The 24109-nt window shown below is 54.8% G+C and carries 18 protein-coding genes; 10 read left to right on the forward strand and 8 right to left on the reverse strand.

Going from position 1 to position 24109, the window contains the following annotated elements:
* Positions 1–2 precede the first annotated feature (2 nt).
* The 3 genes from ACUW6V_RS12915 to ACUW6V_RS12925 all read left to right on the forward strand — a co-directional run bounded on the left by ACUW6V_RS12915 (position 3) and on the right by ACUW6V_RS12925 (position 6185).
* Positions 3–1115: a Stealth CR1 domain-containing protein gene (locus ACUW6V_RS12915; protein ID WP_012125828.1), complete on the forward strand. Its 1113-nt coding sequence runs from the start codon at positions 3–5 to the stop codon at positions 1113–1115.
* Entirely contained in the window at positions 1108–4890 is a 3783-nt protein-coding gene (locus ACUW6V_RS12920; protein ID WP_454038449.1) for a CDP-glycerol glycerophosphotransferase family protein, read from the forward strand. The genes ACUW6V_RS12915 and ACUW6V_RS12920 overlap by 8 nt, the downstream gene beginning before the upstream one ends.
* Positions 4891–4955: 65 nt before the next feature.
* A complete protein-coding gene (locus ACUW6V_RS12925) occupies positions 4956–6185 on the forward strand; it encodes an alpha/beta hydrolase (protein WP_104671421.1) in 1230 nt (409 codons plus the stop codon).
* Here the strand turns inward: ACUW6V_RS12925 and ACUW6V_RS12930 are convergent.
* From ACUW6V_RS12930 to ettA, 5 genes are all read right to left on the reverse strand, one after another.
* Positions 6180–7376 carry a capsule biosynthesis protein gene (locus ACUW6V_RS12930; RefSeq protein WP_454038450.1) on the reverse strand — a complete coding sequence of 399 codons (1197 nt, stop codon included), beginning with the start codon at positions 7374–7376 and terminating at the stop codon, positions 6180–6182. The genes ACUW6V_RS12925 and ACUW6V_RS12930 overlap by 6 nt on opposite strands.
* Before the next feature lie 5 nt (positions 7377–7381).
* Positions 7382–9418 (reverse strand): capsular polysaccharide biosynthesis protein, encoded by a 2037-nt coding sequence (locus tag ACUW6V_RS12935; protein WP_454038451.1) that lies wholly within the window; start codon positions 9416–9418, stop codon positions 7382–7384.
* A gap of 4 nt (positions 9419–9422) precedes the next feature.
* Entirely contained in the window at positions 9423–11087 is a 1665-nt protein-coding gene (locus tag ACUW6V_RS12940; protein WP_007889189.1) for a polysaccharide biosynthesis/export family protein, read from the reverse strand.
* A 28-nt stretch (positions 11088–11115) separates the two neighbouring features.
* Positions 11116–12264, reverse strand: a complete 1149-nt coding sequence (locus ACUW6V_RS12945) for a capsule biosynthesis protein (RefSeq protein ID WP_319704446.1) — start codon at positions 12262–12264, stop codon at positions 11116–11118.
* Between the two features lie 491 nt (positions 12265–12755).
* A complete protein-coding gene (ettA, locus tag ACUW6V_RS12950) occupies positions 12756–14423 on the reverse strand; it encodes an energy-dependent translational throttle protein EttA (RefSeq protein WP_004386289.1) in 1668 nt (555 codons plus the stop codon).
* Positions 14424–14657: 234 nt separating this feature from the next.
* On the opposite strand from ettA, the gene sltY reads away from it, so the two are divergent.
* Both sltY and trpR read left to right on the forward strand, forming a co-directional pair.
* On the forward strand, positions 14658–16592 hold the full coding sequence (gene sltY, locus ACUW6V_RS12955) for a murein transglycosylase (protein ID WP_142969474.1): 1935 nt from the start codon (positions 14658–14660) through the stop codon (positions 16590–16592).
* Between the two features lie 54 nt (positions 16593–16646).
* A complete protein-coding gene (gene trpR / locus ACUW6V_RS12960; RefSeq protein ID WP_004386287.1) occupies positions 16647–16976 on the forward strand; it encodes a trp operon repressor in 330 nt (109 codons plus the stop codon).
* Here the strand turns inward: trpR and yjjX are convergent.
* Entirely contained in the window at positions 16967–17485 is a 519-nt protein-coding gene (gene yjjX, locus ACUW6V_RS12965) for an inosine/xanthosine triphosphatase (protein WP_104658502.1), read from the reverse strand. The two genes, trpR and yjjX, sit on opposite strands and share 10 nt — an antisense overlap.
* A gap of 56 nt (positions 17486–17541) precedes the next feature.
* Here yjjX and gpmB point away from each other — a divergent pair, with 56 nt between their 5' ends.
* On the forward strand, positions 17542–18189 hold the full coding sequence (gpmB, locus tag ACUW6V_RS12970) for a 2,3-diphosphoglycerate-dependent phosphoglycerate mutase GpmB (RefSeq protein WP_004386285.1): 648 nt from the start codon (positions 17542–17544) through the stop codon (positions 18187–18189).
* Here the strand turns inward: gpmB and robA are convergent.
* The gene (gene robA / locus ACUW6V_RS12975) at positions 18186–19055 is read right to left on the reverse strand and encodes an MDR efflux pump AcrAB transcriptional activator RobA (protein ID WP_004386284.1); all 870 of its coding nucleotides are present in this window, start codon (positions 19053–19055) and stop codon (positions 18186–18188) included. The genes gpmB and robA overlap by 4 nt on opposite strands.
* Positions 19056–19265: 210 nt before the next feature.
* On the opposite strand from robA, the gene creA reads away from it, so the two are divergent.
* The 4 genes from creA to creD all read left to right on the forward strand — a co-directional run bounded on the left by creA (position 19266) and on the right by creD (position 23318).
* On the forward strand, positions 19266–19745 hold the full coding sequence (gene creA, locus ACUW6V_RS12980; protein WP_007889171.1) for a protein CreA: 480 nt from the start codon (positions 19266–19268) through the stop codon (positions 19743–19745).
* Positions 19746–19763: 18 nt separating this feature from the next.
* A complete protein-coding gene (gene creB, locus ACUW6V_RS12985) occupies positions 19764–20456 on the forward strand; it encodes a two-component system response regulator CreB (protein ID WP_012125818.1) in 693 nt (230 codons plus the stop codon).
* Complete coding sequence (gene creC, locus ACUW6V_RS12990) at positions 20456–21880, forward strand: two-component system sensor histidine kinase CreC (RefSeq protein ID WP_014729638.1); 1425 nt, start codon at positions 20456–20458, stop codon at positions 21878–21880. Before creB ends, creC begins: the two co-directional genes overlap by 1 nt.
* Before the next feature lie 79 nt (positions 21881–21959).
* Positions 21960–23318 (forward strand): cell envelope integrity protein CreD, encoded by a 1359-nt coding sequence (gene creD / locus ACUW6V_RS12995; protein WP_454038452.1) that lies wholly within the window; start codon positions 21960–21962, stop codon positions 23316–23318.
* A gap of 58 nt (positions 23319–23376) precedes the next feature.
* Here the strand turns inward: creD and arcA are convergent, their stop codons facing one another.
* Complete coding sequence (arcA, locus tag ACUW6V_RS13000) at positions 23377–24093, reverse strand: two-component system response regulator ArcA (RefSeq protein ID WP_007675752.1); 717 nt, start codon at positions 24091–24093, stop codon at positions 23377–23379.
* Positions 24094–24109: the final 16 nt, after the last annotated feature.

Consider the following 24109-nt stretch of genomic DNA (forward strand, 5'->3'; position numbering starts at 1 on the left):
GCATGCAATACAGAAAAATCAGGAAGCTACTGACGTCGCCAGGTCTGTTTTTACGGGACTATCTTCTTAATAAATATCCTCTTTTTCTCAATGAAATAAACTGCCCACTGAGCGAGGAGAGCGTATTAATTAAGCATGATCTGGCGCTGGAGAGCATGAATAATGTGACTTTCCCGGTAGATGTGGTTTTTACCTGGGTGGATAACGGCGACGGCCAGTGGCGCAGTAAATTCGAGCAGTATCGGAAGCATCATCTACAAGCAGAGGCTGGCATTGATCATGACCCTGCGCGCTTCGATAACCACAACGAAATTTTTTATTCGGTACAGAGCGTACTGATGTTCATGCCCTGGGTTCGCCGGATATTTATTGTTGTCGACGGGCATCCGCTACCGTGGGCCGAAAAGATCGCAAAAGTGAAAATCATTTCACATGATGAGATTATTCCGGCGCGCTATTTGCCGACATTTAACTCGCACGTCATCGAAGCGCATTTAGACGCCATCCCCGATCTTGCCGAACACTTTATCTACTTTAATGATGATGTCTTTGCCGCGCGCCCCCTTCCGGCAAGCCACTTTTTTAAAGGGAATGGTCTGGCTTCGCTCTTCATTGCCGGTAAAAGCCTGACGGCAATGGCGCAGCGGGGGAGACATACCGCTGCACTTTCTGCGTCATTAAACGCCAGGAATTTACTGTCTGAGGATATCGATTTTGCACCGGATAGTCCGCTGGCACATACTTATGTGCCTCTGCGCAAAAGTATTTTTACTGAAGCCCGGCAGCGATACAGTAAACAGATTAGCGCTTTCTTACCCTGTAAATTCAGAAGCGATCATGATTTGAATTTACCCACCTTTCTGGTGCCCTGGTTTGCCTATGCCAGAGGCGTTGCTGTGCCTGCCAGGGATATTTGTTATTACTTTAACGTGCGCTCTCCTGCCGCCAAAACGCATTATCGTGCGCTAATTAACGCACGCAGGCAGGGGGGTTCTCCGCACTCTTTTTGCGCCAACGATTTTTCTTCACGTAACCATAGTGTCAATGATTATCAGGAACAACTGATTGCAATGCTCGAAACATATTTTGAAAATGGAATGTACAAAAATGTTTAATAATAAACTCCGTAAGCTGGTAAGGGACCCAAAACTTTTCTTCAGCGATATGGCTGCCAATCAGGCGCGTAAACTCAGAAAGCTTCATCTAAAAAAAGAAGATGGGCACTATAATTATACCGTGGTTTCTGCCGTGTATAACGTGAGTGCTTTTCTGGATGATTATTTTAAAAGTTTCGTGACGCAACGGATAAACTTCAAAAAAAATATACAGCTCATTCTTATCGATGATGGTTCAACGGATACGTCCGCCGAGATCATCAAAAGATGGCAGAGGAAGTATCCAAAGAACATTACCTACATTTATCAAGAGAATGCGGGGCAATCAGCTGCGCGTAATAATGGGTTACAGCAAGTCGCTACCGAATGGGTCACTTTTATCGATCCCGATGATTTTGTTGATGCAGATTATTTTTACAACCTTGATAACTTTCTTTATCAAAATCAGGATAAAGATATTAAAATGGTGGGTTGTAATACTATTATGTTTTATGAAGCCAAGAATCAGTATAAGGATGCACATCCTCTTGGTTTCAAATTTAAAAAAGGGAATCAACTTGTGCCGCTTGGCAGTATGGAAAAGGAAATCCAGCTGTCAGCCAGCACTGCCTTTTTTCGAGCAGATATAATTTTTGCAAAACAAGTCTTCTTTGACGCCAGGGTTAAACCTAATTTTGAAGATGCGCATTTTGTTGCCCGATACTTAAAAGGCGATAAATTCGGTCATGCTGCTTTTTTACAGCACTCAAAATATTATTATCGTAAGCGTGAGGATGGTTCTTCGACGCTGGATACGTCATGGACTAAAAAAGAACGGTTTCTCAACGTACCGGAGTATGGTTATCTGGATGTATTGAAAAGCTATCATGAAACAGAAGGCTCAGTCCCTGTAAATATTCAAAGGACGGTGATTTATGAAATCGTCTGGTATTTAAAATGGCTCACTAATCACGGCGAGCGTAGCGCGTTCTTGTCGACAGATGAAAAGCGCGAATTTATCAGTAAGCTTAAGGAAATATTCGTTTTCCTTGATAAAAATACGATTATGAATTTTGAGCTGGCGGGGGCGTGGTTTTTTCAGAAAGTCGCCATGCTTTCATTCTTTAAAGGGCTACAACCAGATGCCCAGATTGTTTATGTTGAAAAATACGATCCCTACAAGCACATGGTTCAACTGCGATATTTTACCAGCACGTTGAGCCTAGAGCAGATATCACTGGATGATAGAGACATTATTCCAGCATATGCCAAAACGATCCGTCATGATTTTATGGATGAGACGCTGATTCTTGAGCGACGTCTGTGGGTAGCGCTTGGCGATGCACAGCAAATCGATATTTCTGTTTCACACCTGCCGACTCGTCTCTCTCTTGGCGGTAAGCAATATAAAGAAGGTTTAAAAGCTACTGATATCAAAAAGCACTTCCTTGCCTTGATGCCAAAATATGAAAAGAAAAGAGAATATCAAGATGCATGGATTTTTATAGACCGAGATACGCAGGCTGACGATAATGCTGAACATCTTTATCGTTATGTTCACGAGCATTATCCAGAAAAGAATATATATTTTGCGTTAAAGAAAGAATCCCATGATTGGGAACGCCTTCAGAAAGAAGGATTCAATTTGATTGAATTTGGTTCTCATGAGCATAAGCTGGCTTTGGGGTCATGTAGTAAAGTGATTAGCTCACATGCTAATTATTATATTACGAATTTCCTTGGCCCTAAAATGCTTGCAGGAAGACATTTTGTTTTTTTACAGCATGGAGTAACAAAGGATGATCTGTCGGCGTGGTTAAATACCAAAGATGAAATAAATTGTTTTATAACTTCTTCGCCTGCAGAGTATCACTCTATTAGCGACAATTTAACAAAATATTTTTATTCAAAAAAAGATGTTTTTCTGACAGGTTTTCCACGGCATGACAGATTAATAAAAAGCAATAATGTTGCAGAAAGATTAATTGTTATCATGCCTACCTGGCGGCAAACTATTGTTGGGAAGGTTTTAGGTAATGGTGATGAGAGGGAAATAAATCCTCTGTTTATGCACAGTGAATTTGCCACCCGGTGGAAAAGCGTTTTACATTCTCCTTTACTGGAGAAATGTGCTAAGCAATATAATTACCGTGTGGCCTTTTTCCCCCACTTCAATATATTGCCTTATTTAAATAACTTTGATGTTCCAGAATATATTGAAGTTCTTACTCATGTCACTGGGAGTATTCAGGAAGTATTCTCTCGCGCCGCGCTAATGATTACTGATTATTCTTCAGTAGCTTTTGAAATGGCAGTGCAAAATAAACAAATAATTTACTATCAGTTTGATGCTAGAGAGTTTTTTGCAGGACATGTTTATACTAAAGGCTATTTCGATTACCGTAAGCATGGTTTTGGCCCGGTGGTAGAAACCGAAAAAGAGCTGTTTAAAGAGTTAAATACGCTGTTGAAAAATGATGCGGTGCCGTCTGCGAAGATTCTCAAGCGTATTAATGATACCTTCCCGTTCCGCGATGGCCTTAACTGTGAGCGCACGTATCAGGCAATCGCTTCGCTGGATGCGCCGCTGCCGGAAGGATTTGCAGATAAAGATATCCATCAGCAGTACGCACAGCAGGCTGCGGATGCTCGCCGCTGGGGACTTGCCGAAAAACGCTGGCAGGCGTACCTGATGCTGGCACTCACTCAGGATGAAGAGGCGCACGGTTGCGCCGGGCTTGCTGAAGCACTGCGTAAACAGGGGAAAACCGTCGCAGCGCGCAACGCTATACACCACTGGTATGCGCGTCATACTGAACAGCGTCATACGGCGCTTTCTGCAGGACTGGCGCTGGTAGAAATGGCGGAGCACCACTGGCAGCAGGCAGCCGCTCACTGGCAAGAGGCGGGCGAGGCGACTATCGATAACGCGCGCTACTGTTATTGCCTGTATCGCAGTGGGCAGGTATCTGTGCTGGAGGCTTTGTGCAAGAAAGCACGGCCTGCGGCTGGTTTTAGCTATGCCCGGTTCTGTTTACTTCTGGCGAAGCAAAAATGGGCTGATGGGATTGCTTATGTAAAAGAGCAGGACGTTGATGTGACTTCATCAGAAAGTCTTGAGAATAAGCTTCTGATTACGCTTTCTTATTGCTATCAGCAGCTGAATAAACTGAATGACGCCCATCAGTGCCTGGTGAAATATGAAAAATATATTGAAAATGATCCGCAGTGTCGTCTGAAAATCGCTCGTCTCGCTTTCCTGCGTCAGAACTGGGAGAAAATTCTCACCCAGCTTAATAAAGCCACTGCGGATGTCGATCATTTGCCTGATGAGCATCTTTATTACTACTGTGTCGCGCTGCTGCGTACCGATAAATATAAAGAGCTGTATACGCTATACGGTACTCTGAGTGATGCGCTGAGAAATGATGTGCGGTTCCTGAAAATCTATGCGCAGACGTGTCTGGAACTGAAAAAAGCCGGTGAGGCGATCGCACTCTTTGAGGCACAAAATAAACCGGATGATGAGTTCTGTCTTATCTATGCAGAAGCGCTGAGAGAGGCCGGACGCTTTAGTAAGGCGCTCTCTGTCGTTCGCAATAAACTTAGCCGTTACAACCAGAAAGCGTGGATGCTGCGGTGTGAACTCGCCCAGCTTTGTGAGGACTGGGACGATGCTTACGATTGCTGGCTGAATCTGTTACGTCATTATCCGCAGAATATGCCTGCCAATGCGGCGGAGAAATTACAGAACCTCCGGTTGCTGCGTGAGTTTTCTGTTAAATCCGATGCGTAACCCGAAACGTCAATAAGTTAAAAACAGGCGCGACCATCACTCGCGCCTGTTTTTATGGAGTAAATATGTCAGAGCAAATAGAAATAATTAATGGCGTGCAGATAAAGTATCGCTATAAAAAAAGAAAGTATGACACTCAGCATATGATTTTCATTTTTAGCGGGTTTGGCGGTGCCGGGATGTTCACATGGGATTTTGCCAACGCCCTCCAGGATTGCCCTGCGCATGTGGTGTGGATAAAAGATGATTTTCATAATGCCTGTACGTATTACCTCTGCCATAACAACGATTTCTGTGTTGAACAGGCCGTAATTACTTTTATTGAAACCATGCTCGCTCGCTATGGGCTTGAAAAGACGCAATGTACGCTGGCCGGATTTTCTAAAGGCGGCAGCGCCGCGCTGTGGTATGGACTTAAATATCAGTTTAAAAATATTGTTTCGACGGTGCCGCAGTTTCATATTGGCAGTTACGCCAGAAAAAACTGGCCTGGCGTATTTACTCATATGTCGGGTGACGACAGCGACGCTTTCGCACTAAAACTTGATGCTTTGTTGCCTCAGTTATTATCCCGCGACACTGCGCTTGATAAAAATATTTATCTGTTAACTTCTGAGGCCGATATACAGTACGAAAGTGAAGTAAAGCCCTATATTTCTGAATTCAGGAAATACCAAAATTTTAATCTTTTTATGGCGCAATCTATGCTCATCAGAGAGCATAATCAGGTTACTTCTTACCATGTGCCACTTTTGCTTGGGATTTTTTATTCGCTTTCACAGGGTGCGGTTCCACGCTATGGCGAATGTGAGCTCAGCGCGGATAACAGCCTTTTGCCGCGTCCGGTCAAGCCACAGCCATTTGCAGTATTGAAGAAAATCGCTGTCAAAGGATCGGTATTCTTCCCGGAAGGCATAGCGGTATTAAAAGGCGTGAGCTGCGCTGAGTATCAGGATATTCAGGTTGATATGGTTTTCAAAACCGATGGTTTTGAAGACGTCTTTCGTATTGCGAAGGCGCATCGTTCGATTCTGAGCCGTCAGCTTTATGAAGACGGTTTTGTGAATTATGACAAAGGGTGGTTCTGCACATTGCGCTATGAAGGGCTCTCGCTTGAGGCGTTACCCACAGGCACTTATCAGATCTTTCTGGATATAACGTGCCAGCAAAGCTGGGCGCGTAAAGCGCTCGAAACTGAGCCCTCGCAAGCAAACACCGTGCTCGCCGTCAGTGAAGCGCTGGAAGTATTTAGTCATGAAGGAAATGTTTATGTCACCCGCAAAGCAGGTCTATAACCCGGAGAACGGGTTTTCACGGCTGTAAAAAACGGTATTAAGCTGGGTTTTTTGCATCAGATAATAGCGAAAGGTTGAAAACAGGGTGTGGTCGGGGCGAAAGGACGCTTGCCAGAAGTCGTCAAGACGCCCCTGGAACGTTAACCCTTCGATATCATAGAGCGCTCTTCCCATTACTTTCAGCGGTTTGTTATGAATCAGCGCTGAAATTCCCGCTGTACTGTTAATCGTCACGACGCCCGCTGCATTGCTCAGTAGCTCTGGTAGCGGCAAGTCATGGACATAAACAATGCGCCCACTGACGCCATAGCGTTTGCTGAGGGTTTTAATCAGTGAACGATACTGCCGGTGCCCTCTGTCCATCGGATGGTGTTTGATGACCAACATGCGTGAGGGCGGCGCACCACGCGCGAATGAGCTGACCGTCTCCTTAATGAAATCCCGCATATCGCCATAATCGCTGTGGTGCTGAAGCTGGCTGTCGTTAAACACCTGAAGCACCGCAAGAAAATAGTGTCCGTGATAGTCTGTAGACAGCGAACGTCGAATGCCCCGCTCTGTATTGCGATACCAGATTTTGCGTATCGCGGCGCGTACCCAGCAGCCGCCTTCATACCAGGGCGAAAAACTTTTGTGGTGCTGGTAGCGTGGAAATGCGCGCTGATAGTAGCAGCCCATCAGATAATACCAGGCGGCATGAGCGATACGCCGCAGTAGCGAGGGTGTGATACGCCGCACTTCCGGAACCGGCAGAAAAGGCAGGGCACGATAAAACCCAGCCTCCCGCGGCAGGCTGGAAAACCCGTTCACGCCATTCTCTTCAAGCGTGATAAAACACGGGCGCAAATAACCCTCTTCAAAGACCAGAAAACGTATCCCCTGCGCTTGCGCCCAGCGGCGCGCGGCCTGATGCAGAGGCCGACAGTCGCCAAAGCACACCAGCGTATCAAACGGCCATGCGCTTCGCGTTGCCGTTAACCACGCGCCAAACCCCTCCGGCGTGCCCTGATAAGACAGGCTTTTCCCTTTGCGGCGGTAAAACCAGTCGCCTCCGTTAAACACCACCTGTTTCGCCTCGCGCCCTTTGGTCTCAAGCCAGTTTCCCAGGTCTCGAAAAAACGGCCCCATCGGCCCTTGCAGCAGCAAATATTTCTGGCCGGAAAGCAGGGTATCAAGCGCGCTGTGGTTCATCTGGGTCACCGGGAATAAAAAAGCGCGTGAAAGAGATTGCGGGCTTTATTGGCGAGCCGGGTGAGTGTTTTACGGCGGCGGTGGGGCGTGACGTTGCGTCGGGGCGACGCGCTGAGCAGGGCAACCGCTTCCTCCGCAGCGATCGGCGTTTTGCGCGTTGGGTGGAGGTAGAAGGGGTAATCGATGAGCGTGGTGTGGATAAGCGCGTTAAGCGTGAGCCGCCGGGTGCGGCGCGGGCAAGGATATTCGTCGTGTGTCAGGCCCCAGCCGGCGTAAAACGGCATACCGTAGCAGAAGACGGCCTTGCCGCGCAGCAGCGCCTCAAAACCGGCAAGCGACGTCAACGTATGCACTTCGTCTACCTGTTCGAGCACATCGACGATATCCGCCTGCGTGGCGAGACAATCCGCCCAGCGCAGCGCGTCTCGCGCGCTGGGTTCGCCCTGGCGGTTGCCGCAGGCCACGTCCGGGTGCGGCTTGAAGACGATATACGCCTGGGGATTTCTGGCGCGCACCATGCGCAGGAGCGCGGCAATCGTGCGGATGCCTTGCGTGCCGCCGACAAGCGAGGCATCGTCGCTGACCTGCCCTGGCACCAGCAGAATACGCCGTCCCCATGCCGATGCAGGCAGCCGCCACGCGCCGCCCGCGTTGTATTTACTGACCCGGCTTTCGATAATCTGTCGACGCAGTGCTGCGGCGCGCGCTTCTTCGGCTGGCGTCAGATGCACCCGGTTCAGGGCTATTTCCAGATCGCTTGCGCGCGTGGCGTCGTAATAGAGACCGCGTTTATCGAGCACCAGCGAGAGCGGGGCGAACAGATCGGAGCCGAGCCCCACCGAGCGCAAAAACGCATCTTCCATTCGCCACACGGGCATGCCACGCGCCTGTGCCGTTGATTGCCAGCGCGCTTCACCCGCGGTTCCCCACACCACGCAGGCATCAGCCTGCGGCGCGCGGCGCGTAAAGCGTAGTCGGTTATAGGGTGTTGAAAGAAAAGGTTTTACGACGCTGCGCTTCCAGAGCGTCAGCCCTGGTACCCATAACGTGCCGCGCAGCGCCAGATGATGACGCCGCTGCAGCGCCAGCCACGTCAGCACATCAAACAGCGTGCCGGGCTGATTGGTTTGCGGGTTAAGGTAGCGTGCGTAACGCAAATAGGCGGCGCTGAAAAGCGTGAGCAGCGAGGCATTGCCGCGCCGTGCAGCAAGCGTGGCCGCCGCCGGATGCCTGTCGTCCGTCAGCCCCCATCCGGCATACCACGGCTGCCCGAAGCAGACCACCGGCTTGCCCGCCATCAGCGCTTCAAAACCGAAGTGAGACGTCACGGTATAAACCCGAGATACGCACCGCAGCAGCGACTGCGGGCTGGCGTCTTCGGTTATCAGCCGCAGGCGCGTATTCGCGCGGATATCGCGCAAATAGCCACGCTTGCTGCCGTGCACGACATCAGGATGCGTTTTTACCCAGATTTCGGCATCCGGGTTTTCAGCAAGGGCGCTCTCCAGCATCAGCCGAAAAGATGCCGCGCTGGCATTGCCGAAGGTGACAGACATATCGCCTGCCGTCTGATCCACCACCAGCACCGCGCGGGCATCGGGCGAGCCGTCAAACGGCGGCGCGTGGTTATACTTCGCCAGATCGCCTTCCACGATAAGGCGCATCGCCTCCTGCGCCGCTTCGCGCAGCGCCGCGTTGCCCGCAGTGTCCTGAATCAGGTTCTCCAGCGTGCTCGGCTGGCTGGCGTCGTAGTAAATGCCGTCGTAATCGATAACCAGCGAGAGCGGCGGATAGCCGTGCGCCGCCGGGCCGCAAGAGCGGATAAACCCGTCTTCAAGGCGAATCACCGCAAGCCCGGCTTTGCGGGCGCGGGCAACGGCCGCCGCTGCGCTGGGGCGGTTCCCCCAGACGGCGATAGCGGTAACATCGTCCGGGATAGCCCGACGCAGCGCGAGTTTTCGACAAGGCATCGGCAGCAGGTGATGTAAGCCCGCAATACGCCAGATGCCTTTCGAGAAAATGCCGGTGACGCTATTTTTCATGGGATTACAGCGTCAGGATGACTTTCGCGGCGACAGCCAGCTGGTACATGATGGTCGAAATGCCGCGCGTCACTTCAATATTCTTCGACTCATACTTCGGCAGCACCATCAGCTCATCGCCCGGCTGCATGTCATCGACATCTTCGGCATTGAGCGCCTCGCCGTTCTGGCGAATCACGATAACTTTCGCACCGCTGGCTTTTTGCGTCATACCGCCGCATTTGGCGATGTAATCCTCAGGCTCCAGCCCTTTCTCCCAGGTGACGGCGTTGGGGAACAGCACTTCGCCATGCACCATGACGAGCGACGTTTTCTCCGGGATGGTGATAACGTCGCCATCTTCCAGCAGCACGGAATCAAGGTTGTTCTCATTCAGTACCACTTCGCCCTGCGGCACCACAGTGCGGGCTTTCGCCACGAAGCGGCTGACCAGTTGCGCCTCCTGCATACGCAGGCGCGATTCCTCCTGTGTGGAGGACTGCGCTGAGAGCGAAGCCTGCTCCAGCTTTTGCAGCGACAGATCCAGCATCTCTTTCTGACGCAGCGCGACCGAGCGGCGATAGAGTTTGATGGCGTTTAACTGCGACATCGTGTTCGGGCGCAGTTTCGCCATCACCTGGCGCAGCGTGGCACCGTAAGGCAATACCATCGCATGTTCGCCGGAGTGTGCGCCTTCCACGCGTACCTGGATGGTGCCGGTATAGCGATCAGAACTGACCACCATGCGATCGCCATCCTGCAACATGCGGCCTGCGGTTTCGCTAATCGGGAAATATTCGCTCTGCTTCATCGCGCCTTGCTGGCGCATCAGCGTCACATGCGTGGCCCCCGGTTTAGGCCGCGCCCAGCGCAGCGCTTCGGAAACCGGAATACGCTCATCGGTAAATTCAAAGTCGTAGCTGTTAAAGACATCGCCTTCGACGCCAAAGGTGTGCTGGCGTGGACCGACGATAATGGTGTCGCCATCGGCGAACTGCGACAGGCTGAGGCTGCCGTTGAGCAGAAAATCATACAGGTTCACATGCGAGCGCGTTTTCTGGCCGCGTTTGACGGTGATATCGACATAACTGCCGCGCTCGCTGTCCACGCCGCCCGCTTTGCTGAGATACGAAAGCAGCGAGTCGGACGCCACGCCGCCATATAACCCCGGCGTGCGGACATAGCCCGTGACAAACACTTTCACCGGCTGCGCCTGAACCAGCGAGGCGTAGACATTCACATTCGCCTGGTACACCTCTTTCACTCGCGAGATAACCAGTGCGTTGAGCTGGCTATTCGTCACACCTGCAACTTTAAGCGGGCCGACGTTAGGCAGAAAGATGTTGCCTTTCGGGTCGACGGTTAATGTGCCGTCATACGTGAAAGCGCCCCACAGACGCACCTGAATGGTGTCGCCAAGACCAATCACATAATTGGGGTTGAAGGCGATGCCAGCCCCGCCTTCCGCGTTTTGGGCGGTAAAAAGCTGTGCGCCGAACATGCGGCTCATGACCGTGGCGGGCGCGGGCGGCGGCGTGTTATCAAAGCCATCTGCGCTGACCGGAGCCGATGACGACGATGACAGAATGGGCGCCGCGCCGGTCAGCGCCGGGTCGGCGGTGAGATCAAGCGCGCTGGCGCAGGCCGATAAACAGAAAAAGATCAGTGAGGCGGATGAAACGTTTTTCATAACTCTCTCGGGTGTGAAAGCGGCAAGGTTAAGCACGGTGATCGTCAATAATGGCCAGCAGCAGTCTGAGCGTGCCGAACAGCAGGCAGCAGATCAGCAGGCAACTGGCTAACAGGTAGAGCGTCTCGGGGTAGCGGGCTTCCTCGGCAAGCTGGGGAGAACTGATCACCGCCAGGCTTTTCAGCTTACGGGCCGATTCCACGCGCGTTTTTTCAATGGCCGTGAGCGCGAGCTGGTACAGGTCTGTATCAAACGTCACGCGCGATTTCAGCTCTTCGAAATCCGCCGCCACACGGTTGAGGCGGTCGCCTTCCGGTGCGGTAATGTTGTTTTTCTCTTTCTCAATTTGCGCGTTAATGGAGGCCAGCGTGTTTTTCGTCGTGATGACCTGCGGCGCATCTTCACGCAGATACGTCAGCAGAGTACGCAGCTCTGTTTCGAGGCGAATCTTTTGCTCGGTCAGGTTGTTGACCGCTGAGCTCGCGGCGACGGCGGAAGCTTGTGGATCGAGCATCTGGTTGCGGTTCTGAAAGGCGAGCAGCGCGCTTTTGCTGGCGTCGAGGCGCTTGCGCGCTTTGTCGAGCTCGCTTTCGGCGAAGGATTGCTGGTCGCGCGCAATATGATGCGAAAGCTCGTTGATAAACCGCTCGGACTCTTTGAGCACCGCCTGGTTGAAACGCAGGGCGAATTCGGGCGTGAAGCCCTGAGTCTGGATGGTCAGCAGGCCGTTTTTGTTGTCGTAATTGATGGTGATGCGGTGACGGTAGTAATCCAGAAATTCTTCGGCGCTCGCGCTGGCATAAAGGTGATAGAAGAGATCCAGTCCGCTGTCGCCAAAGGCCTGTTTAAAATTGAGCTGTTTATCGAGTACGGCTAAGAGATCCGGCGAGTGCAGATACTCTTTCAGGTACAGCGCATCTTCGGCAGAAGTAGGGTTAGAGGCACCCATCAGCAGGCCAATATTCAGGCTGCCGTTTTCGATATCACTGGCGCGTTTGATGGCGACCTGTGATTCGCTCACATAACGCGGCTGGCTGAAAATAAGCAGATAAATCACCAGCAACAGAAATGGCGCGCCAATGACGATTTTCGCGCTGTGGCGCTGAAACAAAATAAGCAGGCGGGAAAAATCCTGACGCCGCATCCATGCTGAAAAATTTTTTATTTTCGTGAGCACTGTGTGATGACCATTAATATAATGAATAAATGACGGATATATATTTATATAAAAAATGTTTTAACGGCTGCCTGCGCGTTTAATAACGTCAATATGCCCGAGCCATCGTTGCCGGTATAAAGAAAGCAACCAAGCATAGCGAGAGGCTACGGCGCGTGCCGGTAGTAAATCTACAAACTGTCTGTTGTTTTTATGTATTGACGCTGAAAATGATGAAAAGCGAGGAGAGATGACGTTAACGACGTGCAGGCGGCGGCCCGCTTACCCTGACAACGATTCCGTGACATTTCCATTCCATGAAAATCATAGCGCTAATAATAAAAAACCCTCGTTCATGAAAGATCATATGAAAATGGAGGGATATGATTTATTAATTACCATAACAAGGGTGAATGGACAATTGGTCAGGAATAAATCGGAGTAGAGGGCAGGTATTTATCTGAGGGGAATCACTAATAAAACGGCCTTCATTAAGAAGGCCTTTGCGGGAATTACTTGGCGATACGTTTGTATTTGATACGCTTCGGCTCCAGCGCTTCGGCGCCCAGCGTGCGTTTCTTATACTCTTCGTACTCGGTGAAGTTACCTTCGAAGAATTCCACTTTACCTTCATCCTGATAATCCAGAATGTGTGTGGCGATACGGTCCAGGAACCAGCGGTCGTGCGAGATAACCATCGCGCAGCCCGGGAACTCCAGCAGGGCGTTTTCCAGCGCGCGCAGGGTTTCGATATCCAGGTCGTTGGTCGGTTCATCGAGCAGCAGCATGTTGCCGCCCACCTGCAACAGTTTCGCCAGATGCAGACGACCGCGCTCACCACCGGACAGCTCGCCCACGCGTTTGCCCTGGTCCACGCCTTTAAAGTTAAAGCGGCCAACGTACGCGCGGCTCGGCATTTCGGTGTTGCCGATCTTCATGATATCCAGCCCGCCGGAGACTTCTTCCCAGACGGTTTTGCTGTTGTCCATGGCGTCACGGAACTGGTCAACAGACGCGAGTTTCACGGTTTCACCAAGCGTAATGGTGCCGCTGTCCGGCTGTTCCTGGCCAGACATCATACGGAACAGGGTGGATTTACCCGCGCCGTTCGGACCGATGATGCCGACAATCGCGCCTTTCGGCACGGAGAAGCTCAGATCGTCAATCAGCACGCGGTCGCCGTAGGATTTACGCAGATGGCTGACTTCCACCACTTTATCGCCCAGACGCGGTCCCGGCGGAATAAAGAGTTCGTTGGTTTCGTTACGCTTCTGGTATTCGGTGTTGTTAAGTTCTTCAAAGCGCGCCAGACGGGCTTTGCCCTTGGACTGACGACCTTTCGCGCCCTGACGCACCCACTCCAGCTCTTTCTCGATAGATTTACGACGCGCGGCTTCCTGAGAGGCTTCCTGCGCCAGACGCTGATCTTTCTGCTCAAGCCAGGAAGAGTAGTTGCCTTCCCACGGAATACCTTCGCCGCGGTCCAGTTCGAGGATCCAGCCTGCCACATTATCGAGGAAGTAACGGTCGTGAGTAATCGCCACAACGGTGCCTTCGAAGTCGTGCAGGAAGCGCTCCAGCCAGGCGACGGATTCGGCGTCCAGGTGGTTGGTCGGTTCGTCGAGCAGCAGCATGTCCGGTTTTTCGAGCAGCAGGCGGCAGAGCGCCACGCGGCGGCGTTCACCACCGGAGAGATTCGCGACTTTCGCATCCCAGTCCGGCAGACGCAGGGCGTCAGCCGCGCGTTCCAGCTGCACGTTCAGGTTGTGACCGTCATGGGCCTGGATAATCTCTTCCAGTTTGCCCTGCTCGGCGGCGAGCTTATCGAAATCGGCATCCGGATCGGCGTACAGCGCGTACACTTCATCCAGGCGCTTGAGCGCGTTAACGACTTCCGCGACCGCTTCTTCGATCGATTCGCGCACGGTATGTTCAGGGTTGAGCTGCGGCTCCTGCGGCAGGTAGCCGATTTTGATGCCAGGCTGCGGACGGGCTTCACCTTCGATATCTTTATCGATGCCCGCCATGATGCGCAGCAGGGTGGATTTACCGGCGCCGTTCAGGCCCAGCACACCGATTTTGGCGCCAGGGAAAAAGCTCAGAGAGATATTCTTCAGAATGTGTCGCTTCGGCGGAACAACTTTGCCGACGCGATGCATGGTGTATACGAATTGAGCCACGTTGGACTTCGCCTCTTATCATGATTAAGGGTTTCTCAGCTGCGGAGTTTAGCTGTTTTCAACGCTTAATCCCAGCCAGCAACGCCGTGAATGCGGCGTAAGAGGCATTAATGCGCGAATGGTAAAAAAATGTTCGCGACATGGCGCAACGGCCTTCGCCTGGTTAGCATGAAGTATCTGAGAATTTCAGGCGGCATGAGGCTGCCGGTCAGTCAATTAACATGAGGAAGGATTGTGGGAACATCCAGACAGGTCGTCTGGCGGTGGCTGGCGGCGGGCGTCTGCCTGCTGACGCTCGGCCAGGCCGCACGCGCCGATTCGCTCGACGAGCAGCGCAGCCGCTATGCGCAGATCAAACAAGCGTGGGATAACCGGCAGATGGACGTGGTGGAGCAACTGATGCCCACCCTGCAAACCTATCCGCTCTATCCCTATTTGCAGTATCGCCAGCTCACTGACGATCTCATGAACGAGCCGACTATCGCGGTGCAGCAGTTTATTCAGGCGAACCCGACGCTGCCGCCGGCGCGCACGCTGACGTCCCGGTTTGTCAACGAACTGGCGCGCCGCGAAGACTGGCGCGGCCTGCTGGCGTTCAGCCCGCAACCGCCTGGCAGCACCGAGGCGCAGTGCAACTACTATTACGCGAAGTGGAACACCGGCGACGCGCAGGGCGCCTGGCAGGGCGCGAAAGATCTCTGGCAGACCGGCAAAAACCTGCCTGCGGCGTGCGAGCGCCTCTTCCAGGCGTGGCGCACGTCCGGCGCGCAGGATCCGCTGGCTTACCTTGAGCGCATTCGCCTTGCGATGAAAGAGGGCAACACGTCGCTTGTCAGCTCGCTCGCAAGCCAGCTGCCGCCGGATTATCAGACCATCAGCAGCGCGCTGGTGAGCCTGGCGAACGATCCCAACAGCGTGATGACTTTTGTGCGCAGCGTCGGCGCGACCGATTTCACGCGCCAGATGGCCGCGGTGGCGTTTGCAAGCGTCGCCCGTCAGGATGTGGAAAACGCGCGGCTGATGATCCCGTCGCTCATCCAGGCGCAGCAACTGAACGACGCCCAGGCGCAGGAGCTGCGCGATATCGTAGCGTGGCGTCTCATGGGCAGCGATGTCACCGCAGAGCAGGCCCGCTGGCGCGACGACGCGATCATGCGTTCAGAATCCACATCGCTCATTGAGCGTCGGGTGCGTATGGCGCTTGGCACCGGCGATCGCAGCGGGTTAAACACCTGGCTTGCGCGCCTGCCGATGGAGGCGAAAGAAAAAGATGAATGGCGCTACTGGCAGGCCGATCTCCTGATGGAGCGCGGGCGCGACGACGAGGCCAAAACCATTCTGCATTCACTGATGCAGCAGCGCGGTTTCTACCCGATGGCAGCGGCGCAGCGGCTTGGCGAAGATTACCCGCTGCGTGTCGATAAAGCGCCAGCGGTAAACGCCGCGCTGTTTGAAGGCCCGGAGATGGCGCGCGTGCGCGAGCTGATGTACTGGGGCCTTGATAACACCGCGCGCAGCGAATGGGCGAATCTCGTCACCAGCCGCAGCAAGCAGGAGCAGGCGGCGCTGGCGCGTTACGCGTTTGATCGTAACTGGTGGGATCTGAGCGTGCAGGCGACGATCGCCGGTAAGCTCTGGGATCAGCTCGAAGAGCGTTTCCCGCTGGCTTATAAAGATCTCTTCGCCCGCTACGTGAGCGACAAAGCCGTTCCGCAGAGCTACGCGATGGCGATCGCCCGTCAGGAGAGCGCCTGGAACCCGAAAGTGCGCTCGCCGGTAGGTGCGTCCGGCCTGATGCAATTAATGCCGGGCACCGCTACCCACACGGTGAAGATGTTTAATCTGCCAGGCTACAGCAATAGCGCGCAGCTGCTCGACCCGGAAACCAACATCCAGATAGGCACCAGCTATTTGCAGTACGTCTACGGGATGTTCGACAACAACCGTATTTTCGCCTCCGCCGCCTATAACGCCGGGCCGGGGCGCGTGCGCACCTGGCTTGGCAACAGCGCCGGGCGTATCGATGCGGTCGCGTTTGTCGAAAGTATTCCGTTCTCCGAGACGCGCGGTTATGTGAAAAACGTGCTGGCTTATGATGCCTATTACCGTTACTTCATGGGCGGTAAGCCGGTGTTGATGAGCGATGCGGAGTGGAGCCGCCGTTACTGATTCGGCGGCGTTGTGCTATTCTGTCGTACTAGTGAACGAGTATGGCGGCATCTGATGACTCAACATTCAACCTATTCCGCGGCCCAGGCCGAACAGAGTAATCAGGAGTGGCTGCGCTTTGTGGCGCTCCTGAAACAATCTTTCGACAAAGACCTGCATCTTCCGCTGCTGACGCTGCTGCTGACGCCGGACGAACGCGCCGCGCTCGGCACGCGTGTGCGGATCATTGAAGAGCTGCTGCGCGGCGAGATGAGCCAGCGCGAGCTGAAAAGCGAACTGGGCGCGGGGATCGCGACGATCACCCGCGGCTCTAACAGCCTGAAAGCGGCGCCGCCGGAGCTGCGCCAGTGGCTTGAACAGGAGCTGTTACAGGCTCAGCGGTAAATCGCGTTATGAAAGGGGCTTAAGGCCAGGATCACCGCCTGATGGTAGACGCTGCTGCGCGTCAGCTTACCGGCGGTGAAAATGCCGATAGCCCCTTCTTTACGCCCGATTTCATCAATACCTGTCCAGGCGGACATCACCGGCCCAAGCGCTTTTCCGGCGCGCACTTCATTAAGGATCGCCGCAGGCAGCGGCAGCGTCGCCGAGCGCGCTTCGCCACGCTGGTCTGCGCTTTCAATCACCACCCAGCTAAACGTGCTGTCGTCATCAATACCGGCTTCAATCGCCACCCAGTAATCGGCTTGCGGGCGCAGCGCGCGGGCATTAATGACGCGCTGGCGTGCGCCGGTGCGCGTTTCTTCACTGCCGAGCGGCTGTTCCGGCACGCCGCTATCGACGGAGACGGCGTCAATATGGCAGGATGCTGCTTCGCCGAAAATCTCGCTAAATGCACGCAGAATCGCCTGAATTTTGGCTGGATTCGTCGTGGCGCAGACAACATGGTACATAATTCAATTCACACTCACAGACGTTTAAAGTCGCAGCAGTATAACGGATAAAAAGCATGTTACAGGTATATCTGGTTCGCCACGGTGAAACGCAGTGGAACGCCGAGCGACGTATCCAGGGGCAATCGGACAGCCCATTGACGGAAAAAGGGGAACGCCAGGCCATGCAGGTGGCGCAGCGCGCCAAAGCGCTTGGCATCACGCACATTATCACCAGCGATCTGGGACGCACGCAGCGCACCGCTGAGATTATCGCGCAGGGCTGCGGCTGCGACGTGATACTCGATCCGCGCCTGCGTGAGCTGGATATGGGCATCCTTGAGCGCCGTCATCTCGACACGCTCAGCGAAGAAGAAGAAGGCTGGCGTCGCCAGCTGGTGAACGGCACGCCGGATGGTCGTATTCCGCAAGGGGAATCGATGCAGGAAGTGAGCGAGCGTATGCACGGCGCGCTGAACGCCTGCCTCGATCTGCCGCCGGGAAGCCGCCCGTTACTGGTGAGCCACGGTATGGCGCTTGGCTGCCTCGTCAGCACCATTCTCGGTCTGCCCGCGTATGCGGAGCGCCGACTGCGCCTGCGCAACTGCTCAATCTCTCGTGTCGATTATCAGCAGAGCCCGTGGCTGGCGTCCGGCTGGGTGGTGGAAACCGCAGGCGATGTGTCGCATCTCGATGCGCCTGCGCTGGATGAGCTACAGCGTTAACGGCGGATGGGGATCAGGTACTCACAGCGCAGGTTGATGTCACCCTCCTGGGCACCGGACGCCTCCGTAAGCAAATAGCGCTCGATATCCTGACCACGGCGGCGCGTCAGCCCCAGTGCGGGCATACAGGTGCCGTAGACGGTCAGGATAAACTCCTGAACGCCGGTGCCTGGTCCTTCATAGGTAAACTGCACATAATCGCCGCCTTCAAGCGTCACCGGATGGGCGTGCTCCACGCAGCCTTCCGCCAGCGGCTCCGGCAGCGCGGTGGTGTAAAAGACTTCCTGCTCGTCATCTTTTTCAACGCTCGGGCGTGATTCATTCAGGCCGTAAAAGACCGGTGGAATGGTCGGACAGTTCGCGAGAAATTCGCGCCAGAACTGGACACGCATCTGCTGGCGGAACACCGAGATTTGCTCAAGCGAGCAGGTATAGCTCTGGGTGAGGCCGGTGAGGTGCATCGGCGCGAGCGTGACAAACTGATGCGGCGGTGGCGTGAACGGCTCAAGGCGCAGCGGCGGGCGCATACCCTGCGCGCTCCAGTCCGCCGAGCGGCGATAGAGCGCAGGCGTCAGCGAGAACTGCTTTTTAAACGCGCGAGTAAACGTCTGTTGCGAATCGAAACGGTATTGCAGCGCGATGTCGAGAATCGGGCGCGCGGTGAGACGCAGCGCAACGGCGGATTTGGACAAGCGGCGCGCGCGAATATAAGCCCCGATGGCATGGCCCGTCACCTCTTTGAACATCCGTTGCAAATGCCACTTGGAATACCCGGCTTTAGCCGCCACATTGTCCAGAGACAAGGGGTGATCAAGATGGCTTTCCAGCCAGGCGAGCAGATCCCGAATGATCCCAGACTGATCCATATTTAATCCTCATCCTTAAACGCAGTGCCTGAAAAAGTGGGTAGCGAATAGTAGCATTTTTTGTTCTTCTGGCATTCAGTGTTTTCTTTTGCGGTTAAAGCGGAGCGGACTGCTGCAAAACAGGATTTTTGAGTAACAATGTGATCTGTAAGGTTTTTTGTTTTAACGGTGAATAATCACTAAACGTAACCTTTAATGAATGGTAACAATATGAAATACAAGCTGTTATTAATTCCGACATTGTTTATGGCTTTAACCGGCGGTTTACGTGCGGAAGAAATTGGATCGGTTGATACCGTGTTTAAATGGCTGGGGCCGGATCACAAAATCGTGGTGGAAGCGTTTGACGATCCGGATGTCAAAAATGTGACCTGCTACCTGAGCCGCGCCAAAACCGGCGGTATCAAGGGCGGACTGGGGCTTGCGGAAGACACGTCCGATGCGGCGATTTCCTGCCAGCAGGTCGGGCCCATTGAACTGAGCGATAAAATCAAAGCCGGGAAAGCGCAGGGCGATGTGGTGTTCCAGAAGCGCACATCGCTGGTCTTTAAAAAACTGCAGGTGGTGCGTTTTTACGACGCGAAACGCAACACGCTCGCCTATCTGACCTATTCCGATAAAGTTGTCGAAGGCTCGCCGAAAAACGCGCTGAGCGCCGTACCGATTATGCCGTGGGGTCAGGCCCGGTAATTCACAGGACTATTCAGGATGAATCAGACAACCGTCTGGCTGGTGGAGGATGAGACCAGCATCAGCGAAGCGCTGTCATATGTGATGCAGCTTGAAGGGTTTACGGTGCGGACGTTTGAGCGCGGGCTGCCCGCGCTGGATGCCGCGCGCCAGACGCTGCCCGATCTCGTCGTGCTGGATGTGGGCCTGCCGGATATCAGCGGCTTTGAGTTATGTCGTCAGCTTCTGGCGGCGCATCCTGCGCTGCCGGTGCTGTTTCTGACCGCGCGCAGCGAAGAGGTCGATAAGCTTATTGGCCTGGAAATCGGCGCGGATGATTATGTCGCCAAGCCGTTTTCGCCTCGGGAAGTTTGCGCCCGTGTGCGTACCATCCTGCGGCGTCTGCAAAAGCAGCAGCGCGGCGCGCAGACCGTCGTGCGGGTGGGGCGTTTCGAGCTCAATGACGAGGCCGCGCACATCGCCTGGTGTGGTCAGCCGCTGTCGCTCACCCGCTATGAATACCTGCTGCTGAAAACGCTGCTGCTGGCACCGGGGCGCGTCTATTCGCGCCAGCAACTGATGGATATCGTCTGGGGAGATGCGAACGACAGTTTCGATCGCACCGTCGATACCCATATTAAAACGCTGCGCGCCAAGCTGCGCGCGGTCAATCCTGACGTGTCGCCTGTCAATACGCATCGGGGGCTGGGCTACAGCCTGGCGGTAAACTGATGCGTATCGGCATGCGGCTGCTGCTGGGCTACTTTCTAATTGTCGCCGTGGCGGCCTGGTTTGTTCTCACGATTTTCGTGCAGGAGATCAAACCCGGCGTGCGGCGGGCGACGGAAGGCTCGCTTAATGACACCGCCACGCTGCTGGCGGAAATCGCCCGTGACGATCTGCTGGCGGGCCATCCGCGCGACGGGCAGCTGGCGCAGGCCTTTGAGCGGTTAAATCATTACCCGGTCAACGCCAACATCAGCGGCATTAAAAAAGAGCGCAATGAATACCGCGTGTACCTGACCGACGCGCAGGGGCGCGTGGTGTTTGACTCCAGCGGCGCGGCAGTCGGGCAGGACTATTCGCGCTGGAACGATGTCTGGCTGACGCTTCGCGGCAAGTATGGCGCGCGCAGTTCGCCGCTGCATCCGGACGACCCTGACAGCACCGTAATGTATGTCGCCGCGCCCGTACGCGACGCCGGGCGCATCATCGGCGTACTGAGCGTGGGCAAGCCGAATATCGCGCTTGCGCCGGTGATCAGGCGCAGCGAACACCGGATCATGATGGCGGGCGTGGCGCTGCTCGGTATCGCGCTGCTGACCGGCATCGTGATGGTGCTGTGGATCAACCGCTCCATCGGCACACTGGTGCGTTACGCCGATTCGGTCACCGAAGCCGCGCCGCTGCCGCTGCCTGACCCCGGCAGCAGCGAGTTGCGGCGTCTCGCCCAGGCCTTGGAAAACATGCGCGTACGGCTGGAGGGCAAAAACTATATCGAGCAGTATGTCCACGCGCTGACGCACGAGCTGAAAAGCCCACTTGCGGGTATTCGCGGTGCGGCGGAGATCCTGCGTGAATCGCCGCCGCCGGCGGTGGCGCAGCGCTTTTGCGACAATATTCTTGAGCAAAACGCGCGTATGCAGGCGCTGGTGGAGAAGCTGTTGCAGCAGGCGAAGCTGGAAAACCGGCTGGAGATCGTGCCTGAGCCGGTATTGCTGGCATCGCTTTTCGCCACGCTCGCGGAGCTGCATGCCTCGACGCTTTTGCAAAAATCGGTGCGGCTCACTATCGACCCCGCTCCCGGTAGCCTGCGCGTGGCGGGCGACGAGGCGCTGCTGCACCAGGCCATCGGCAATCTTCTTGTCAATGCGCTCGACTTCACCCCGCCTGGTGGTGAAATAACGCTTGGCGCGTGGCAGGAGGGCGAGCGCGTTATCGTGCGCGTAACGGATACCGGCAGCGGTATTCCGGATTACGCGCTGGCGCGTATCTTCGAGCGTTTCTATTCGCTGCCGCGCGCGAGCGGGCAGAAGAGCAGCGGGCTCGGCCTTGCTTTCGTGCAGGAAGTTGCGCGGCTTCACCAGGGCGAGATAGCGCTCGTTAATCGCCCTGAAGGCGGCGTTGAGGCGCGGCTGACGTTACCGCCCGCCTGACTTCACCGACGCTTCACATAACTTCATTTCCACCCCACATAAGCCCTCTATCTTTGGCAGCATCGAAGAGGAGAGGCTTATGTTGAAATCACCACTAATGCTAAAAGGGCTGGCGCTGCTGGGCTGTATGGCGCTGCTGTTAATTCCACTGCGTATTCTGAGCGTGGTTATCGGCGAGCGCGCCGACTATCGCGACGATGTGTCCCGCTCGCTTGAGCAGAGCACCAGCGGGCCGCAGAAGCTGGTCGGGCCGCTTATCGCCATTCCGGTAACCGAAATCACCACCGTGACGGAAGCGGGCAAAGAGGTCACTAAAACGCGCAGTTTTATTCGCTACTGGCTGCCGGAGTCGCTGGTGGTCACGGGAAAGCAGGCGGTTGAGCCGCGGCATATCGGCATTTACGAAGGGCAAATCTGGCACAGCGATGTCGCGCTGGAAGCGCGCTTTACGCTGCCTGAACAGGGGCTGAACCCCGGTGCGCAGTATCAGCTGGGCGACGCGCGGCTGGTAATGGCGGTGGGCGATGCGCGCGGCATCGGTAACGTGGGCGAACTGAAAATCAACGGACAGGCGCTGGCGGTGGAGCCTGGTTCTGGCCTTGAAGAGGGCGGCCAGGGGTTGCATGCCATCGTACCTGCGGCACTTTTGAATGCCCCGACGCTCACGGTCAGTTTTTCGCTGGAGCTAAACGGCACCGGCGCGTTTTCCGTCGTGCCGCTGGGCCGCAACAGCGAGCTGTCGCTTATCAGCAACTGGCCGCATCCGGGTTTTTATGGCAATTTCCTGCCGGCGACGCGGGAGATTTCCGCCAGCGGTTTTGCGGCGAAATGGCGCAGCAGCTGGTATGCCAACAATATCGACAGTGAATTTCATGACGCGCAGAGCGTGACGCTTCGCAACTTGCCTGCATTTAGCGTGACGGTGGCAACGCCGGTGGATCAGTACCAGCTAACCGACCGGGCGGTGAAATACGCCGTGCTGCTGATAGCGCTCACCTATATGGCGTTTTTCGTCTGCGAAACGCTCAGCGGTATTACGATGCACCCGGTGCAGTATCTGCTGGTGGGGCTTTCACTGGTGATGTTTTATCTGCTGCTGCTGGCATTTTCAGAGCATATCGGCTTTAACCTGGCCTGGCTTACCGCAAGCCTTGCAGGAGCGGGGCTGAACGCGCTCTATCTTCAGGCGGTACTGAAAGGGTGGCGGCGCAGCCTGATGTTCGCCGGTGGTCTGCTGGCGCTCGACGGCGTGCTCTGGCAACTGCTGCGCTCGCAGGATTTCGCGCTGTTGCTCGGCAGCGGGTTGCTGTTCGTCGCGCTGACGGCGGTGATGCTGCTGACGCGCCATATCGACTGGTATGCGCTGACGCCCGCGAAACCACGCTATCAGCGCCTGACGCCTGCACCGCAGGAGGAGCAGTTCCGGCTCTGGAAGTAAAACGCGGGCAATAAAAAAGGGCGGAAATTCCGCCCTTTTTGCGTGGCGCCGAAACGCCTTATTCCTGCAGATCGCCGCAGAAACGGTAACCTTCGCCATGAATGGTGGCGATGATTTCCGGGGTGTCCGGCGTGGACTCGAAATGTTTACGAATGCGACGGATGGTCACATCAACGGTACGGTCATGCGGCTTGAGCTCGCGACCGGTCATTTTCTTCAGCAGTTCCGCACGGGTCTGGATCTTGCCCGGGTTTTCGCAGAAATGCAGCATCGCGCGGAATTCGCTGCGCGGCAGTTTGTACTGCTCACCGTTAGGGCTAATCAGCGAACGGCTGTTGATATCAAGCTCCCAGCCGTTGAACTTGTAGCTTTCCACGCTGCGGCGCTCTTCGCTCACCGTACCGAGATTCATGGTGCGGGAGAGCAGATTGCGGGCGCGAATAGTCAGCTCGCGGGGGTTAAACGGCTTGGTGATATAATCGTCGGCACCAATTTCAAGGCCTAAGATTTTATCCACCTCGTTATCACGGCCGGTCAGGAACATCAGCGCGACGTTCGCCTGCTCGCGCAGTTCACGCGCCAGCAGCAGACCGTTTTTACCCGGCAGGTTGATATCCATGATAACCAGGTTGATATCATTATCAGACAGGATCTGATGCATCTCGGCGCCATCGGTGGCTTCAGAGACATCATAGCCTTCTGCTTCGAAAATACTTTTTAACGTGTTGCGTGTAACCAACTCGTCTTCAACGATAAGAATGTGCGGGGTCTGCATGTTTGCTACCTAAAAA

This window comes from Cronobacter sp. 153480017-3, assembly GCF_053627815.1.

Coding starts and splice junctions, on each gene's coding strand:
- creA (WP_007889171.1), top strand. CDS start 19,266: ATGAAATACAAGCTGTTATTAATTCCGACATTGTTTATGGCTTTAACC.
- ACUW6V_RS12930 (WP_454038450.1), bottom strand. CDS start 7,376: ATGAACCACAGCGCGCTTGATACCCTGCTTTCCGGCCAGAAATATTTG.
- robA (WP_004386284.1), bottom strand. CDS start 19,055: ATGGATCAGTCTGGGATCATTCGGGATCTGCTCGCCTGGCTGGAAAGC.
- ACUW6V_RS12940 (WP_007889189.1), bottom strand. CDS start 11,087: ATGAAAAACGTTTCATCCGCCTCACTGATCTTTTTCTGTTTATCGGCC.
- ACUW6V_RS12915 (WP_012125828.1), top strand. CDS start 3: ATGCAATACAGAAAAATCAGGAAGCTACTGACGTCGCCAGGTCTGTTT.
- gpmB (WP_004386285.1), top strand. CDS start 17,542: ATGTTACAGGTATATCTGGTTCGCCACGGTGAAACGCAGTGGAACGCC.
- creD (WP_454038452.1), top strand. CDS start 21,960: ATGTTGAAATCACCACTAATGCTAAAAGGGCTGGCGCTGCTGGGCTGT.
- trpR (WP_004386287.1), top strand. CDS start 16,647: ATGACTCAACATTCAACCTATTCCGCGGCCCAGGCCGAACAGAGTAAT.
- creB (WP_012125818.1), top strand. CDS start 19,764: ATGAATCAGACAACCGTCTGGCTGGTGGAGGATGAGACCAGCATCAGC.
- ACUW6V_RS12920 (WP_454038449.1), top strand. CDS start 1,108: ATGTTTAATAATAAACTCCGTAAGCTGGTAAGGGACCCAAAACTTTTC.
- ACUW6V_RS12925 (WP_104671421.1), top strand. CDS start 4,956: ATGTCAGAGCAAATAGAAATAATTAATGGCGTGCAGATAAAGTATCGC.
- ACUW6V_RS12935 (WP_454038451.1), bottom strand. CDS start 9,418: ATGAAAAATAGCGTCACCGGCATTTTCTCGAAAGGCATCTGGCGTATT.
- creC (WP_014729638.1), top strand. CDS start 20,456: ATGCGTATCGGCATGCGGCTGCTGCTGGGCTACTTTCTAATTGTCGCC.
- yjjX (WP_104658502.1), bottom strand. CDS start 17,485: ATGTACCATGTTGTCTGCGCCACGACGAATCCAGCCAAAATTCAGGCG.
- arcA (WP_007675752.1), bottom strand. CDS start 24,093: ATGCAGACCCCGCACATTCTTATCGTTGAAGACGAGTTGGTTACACGC.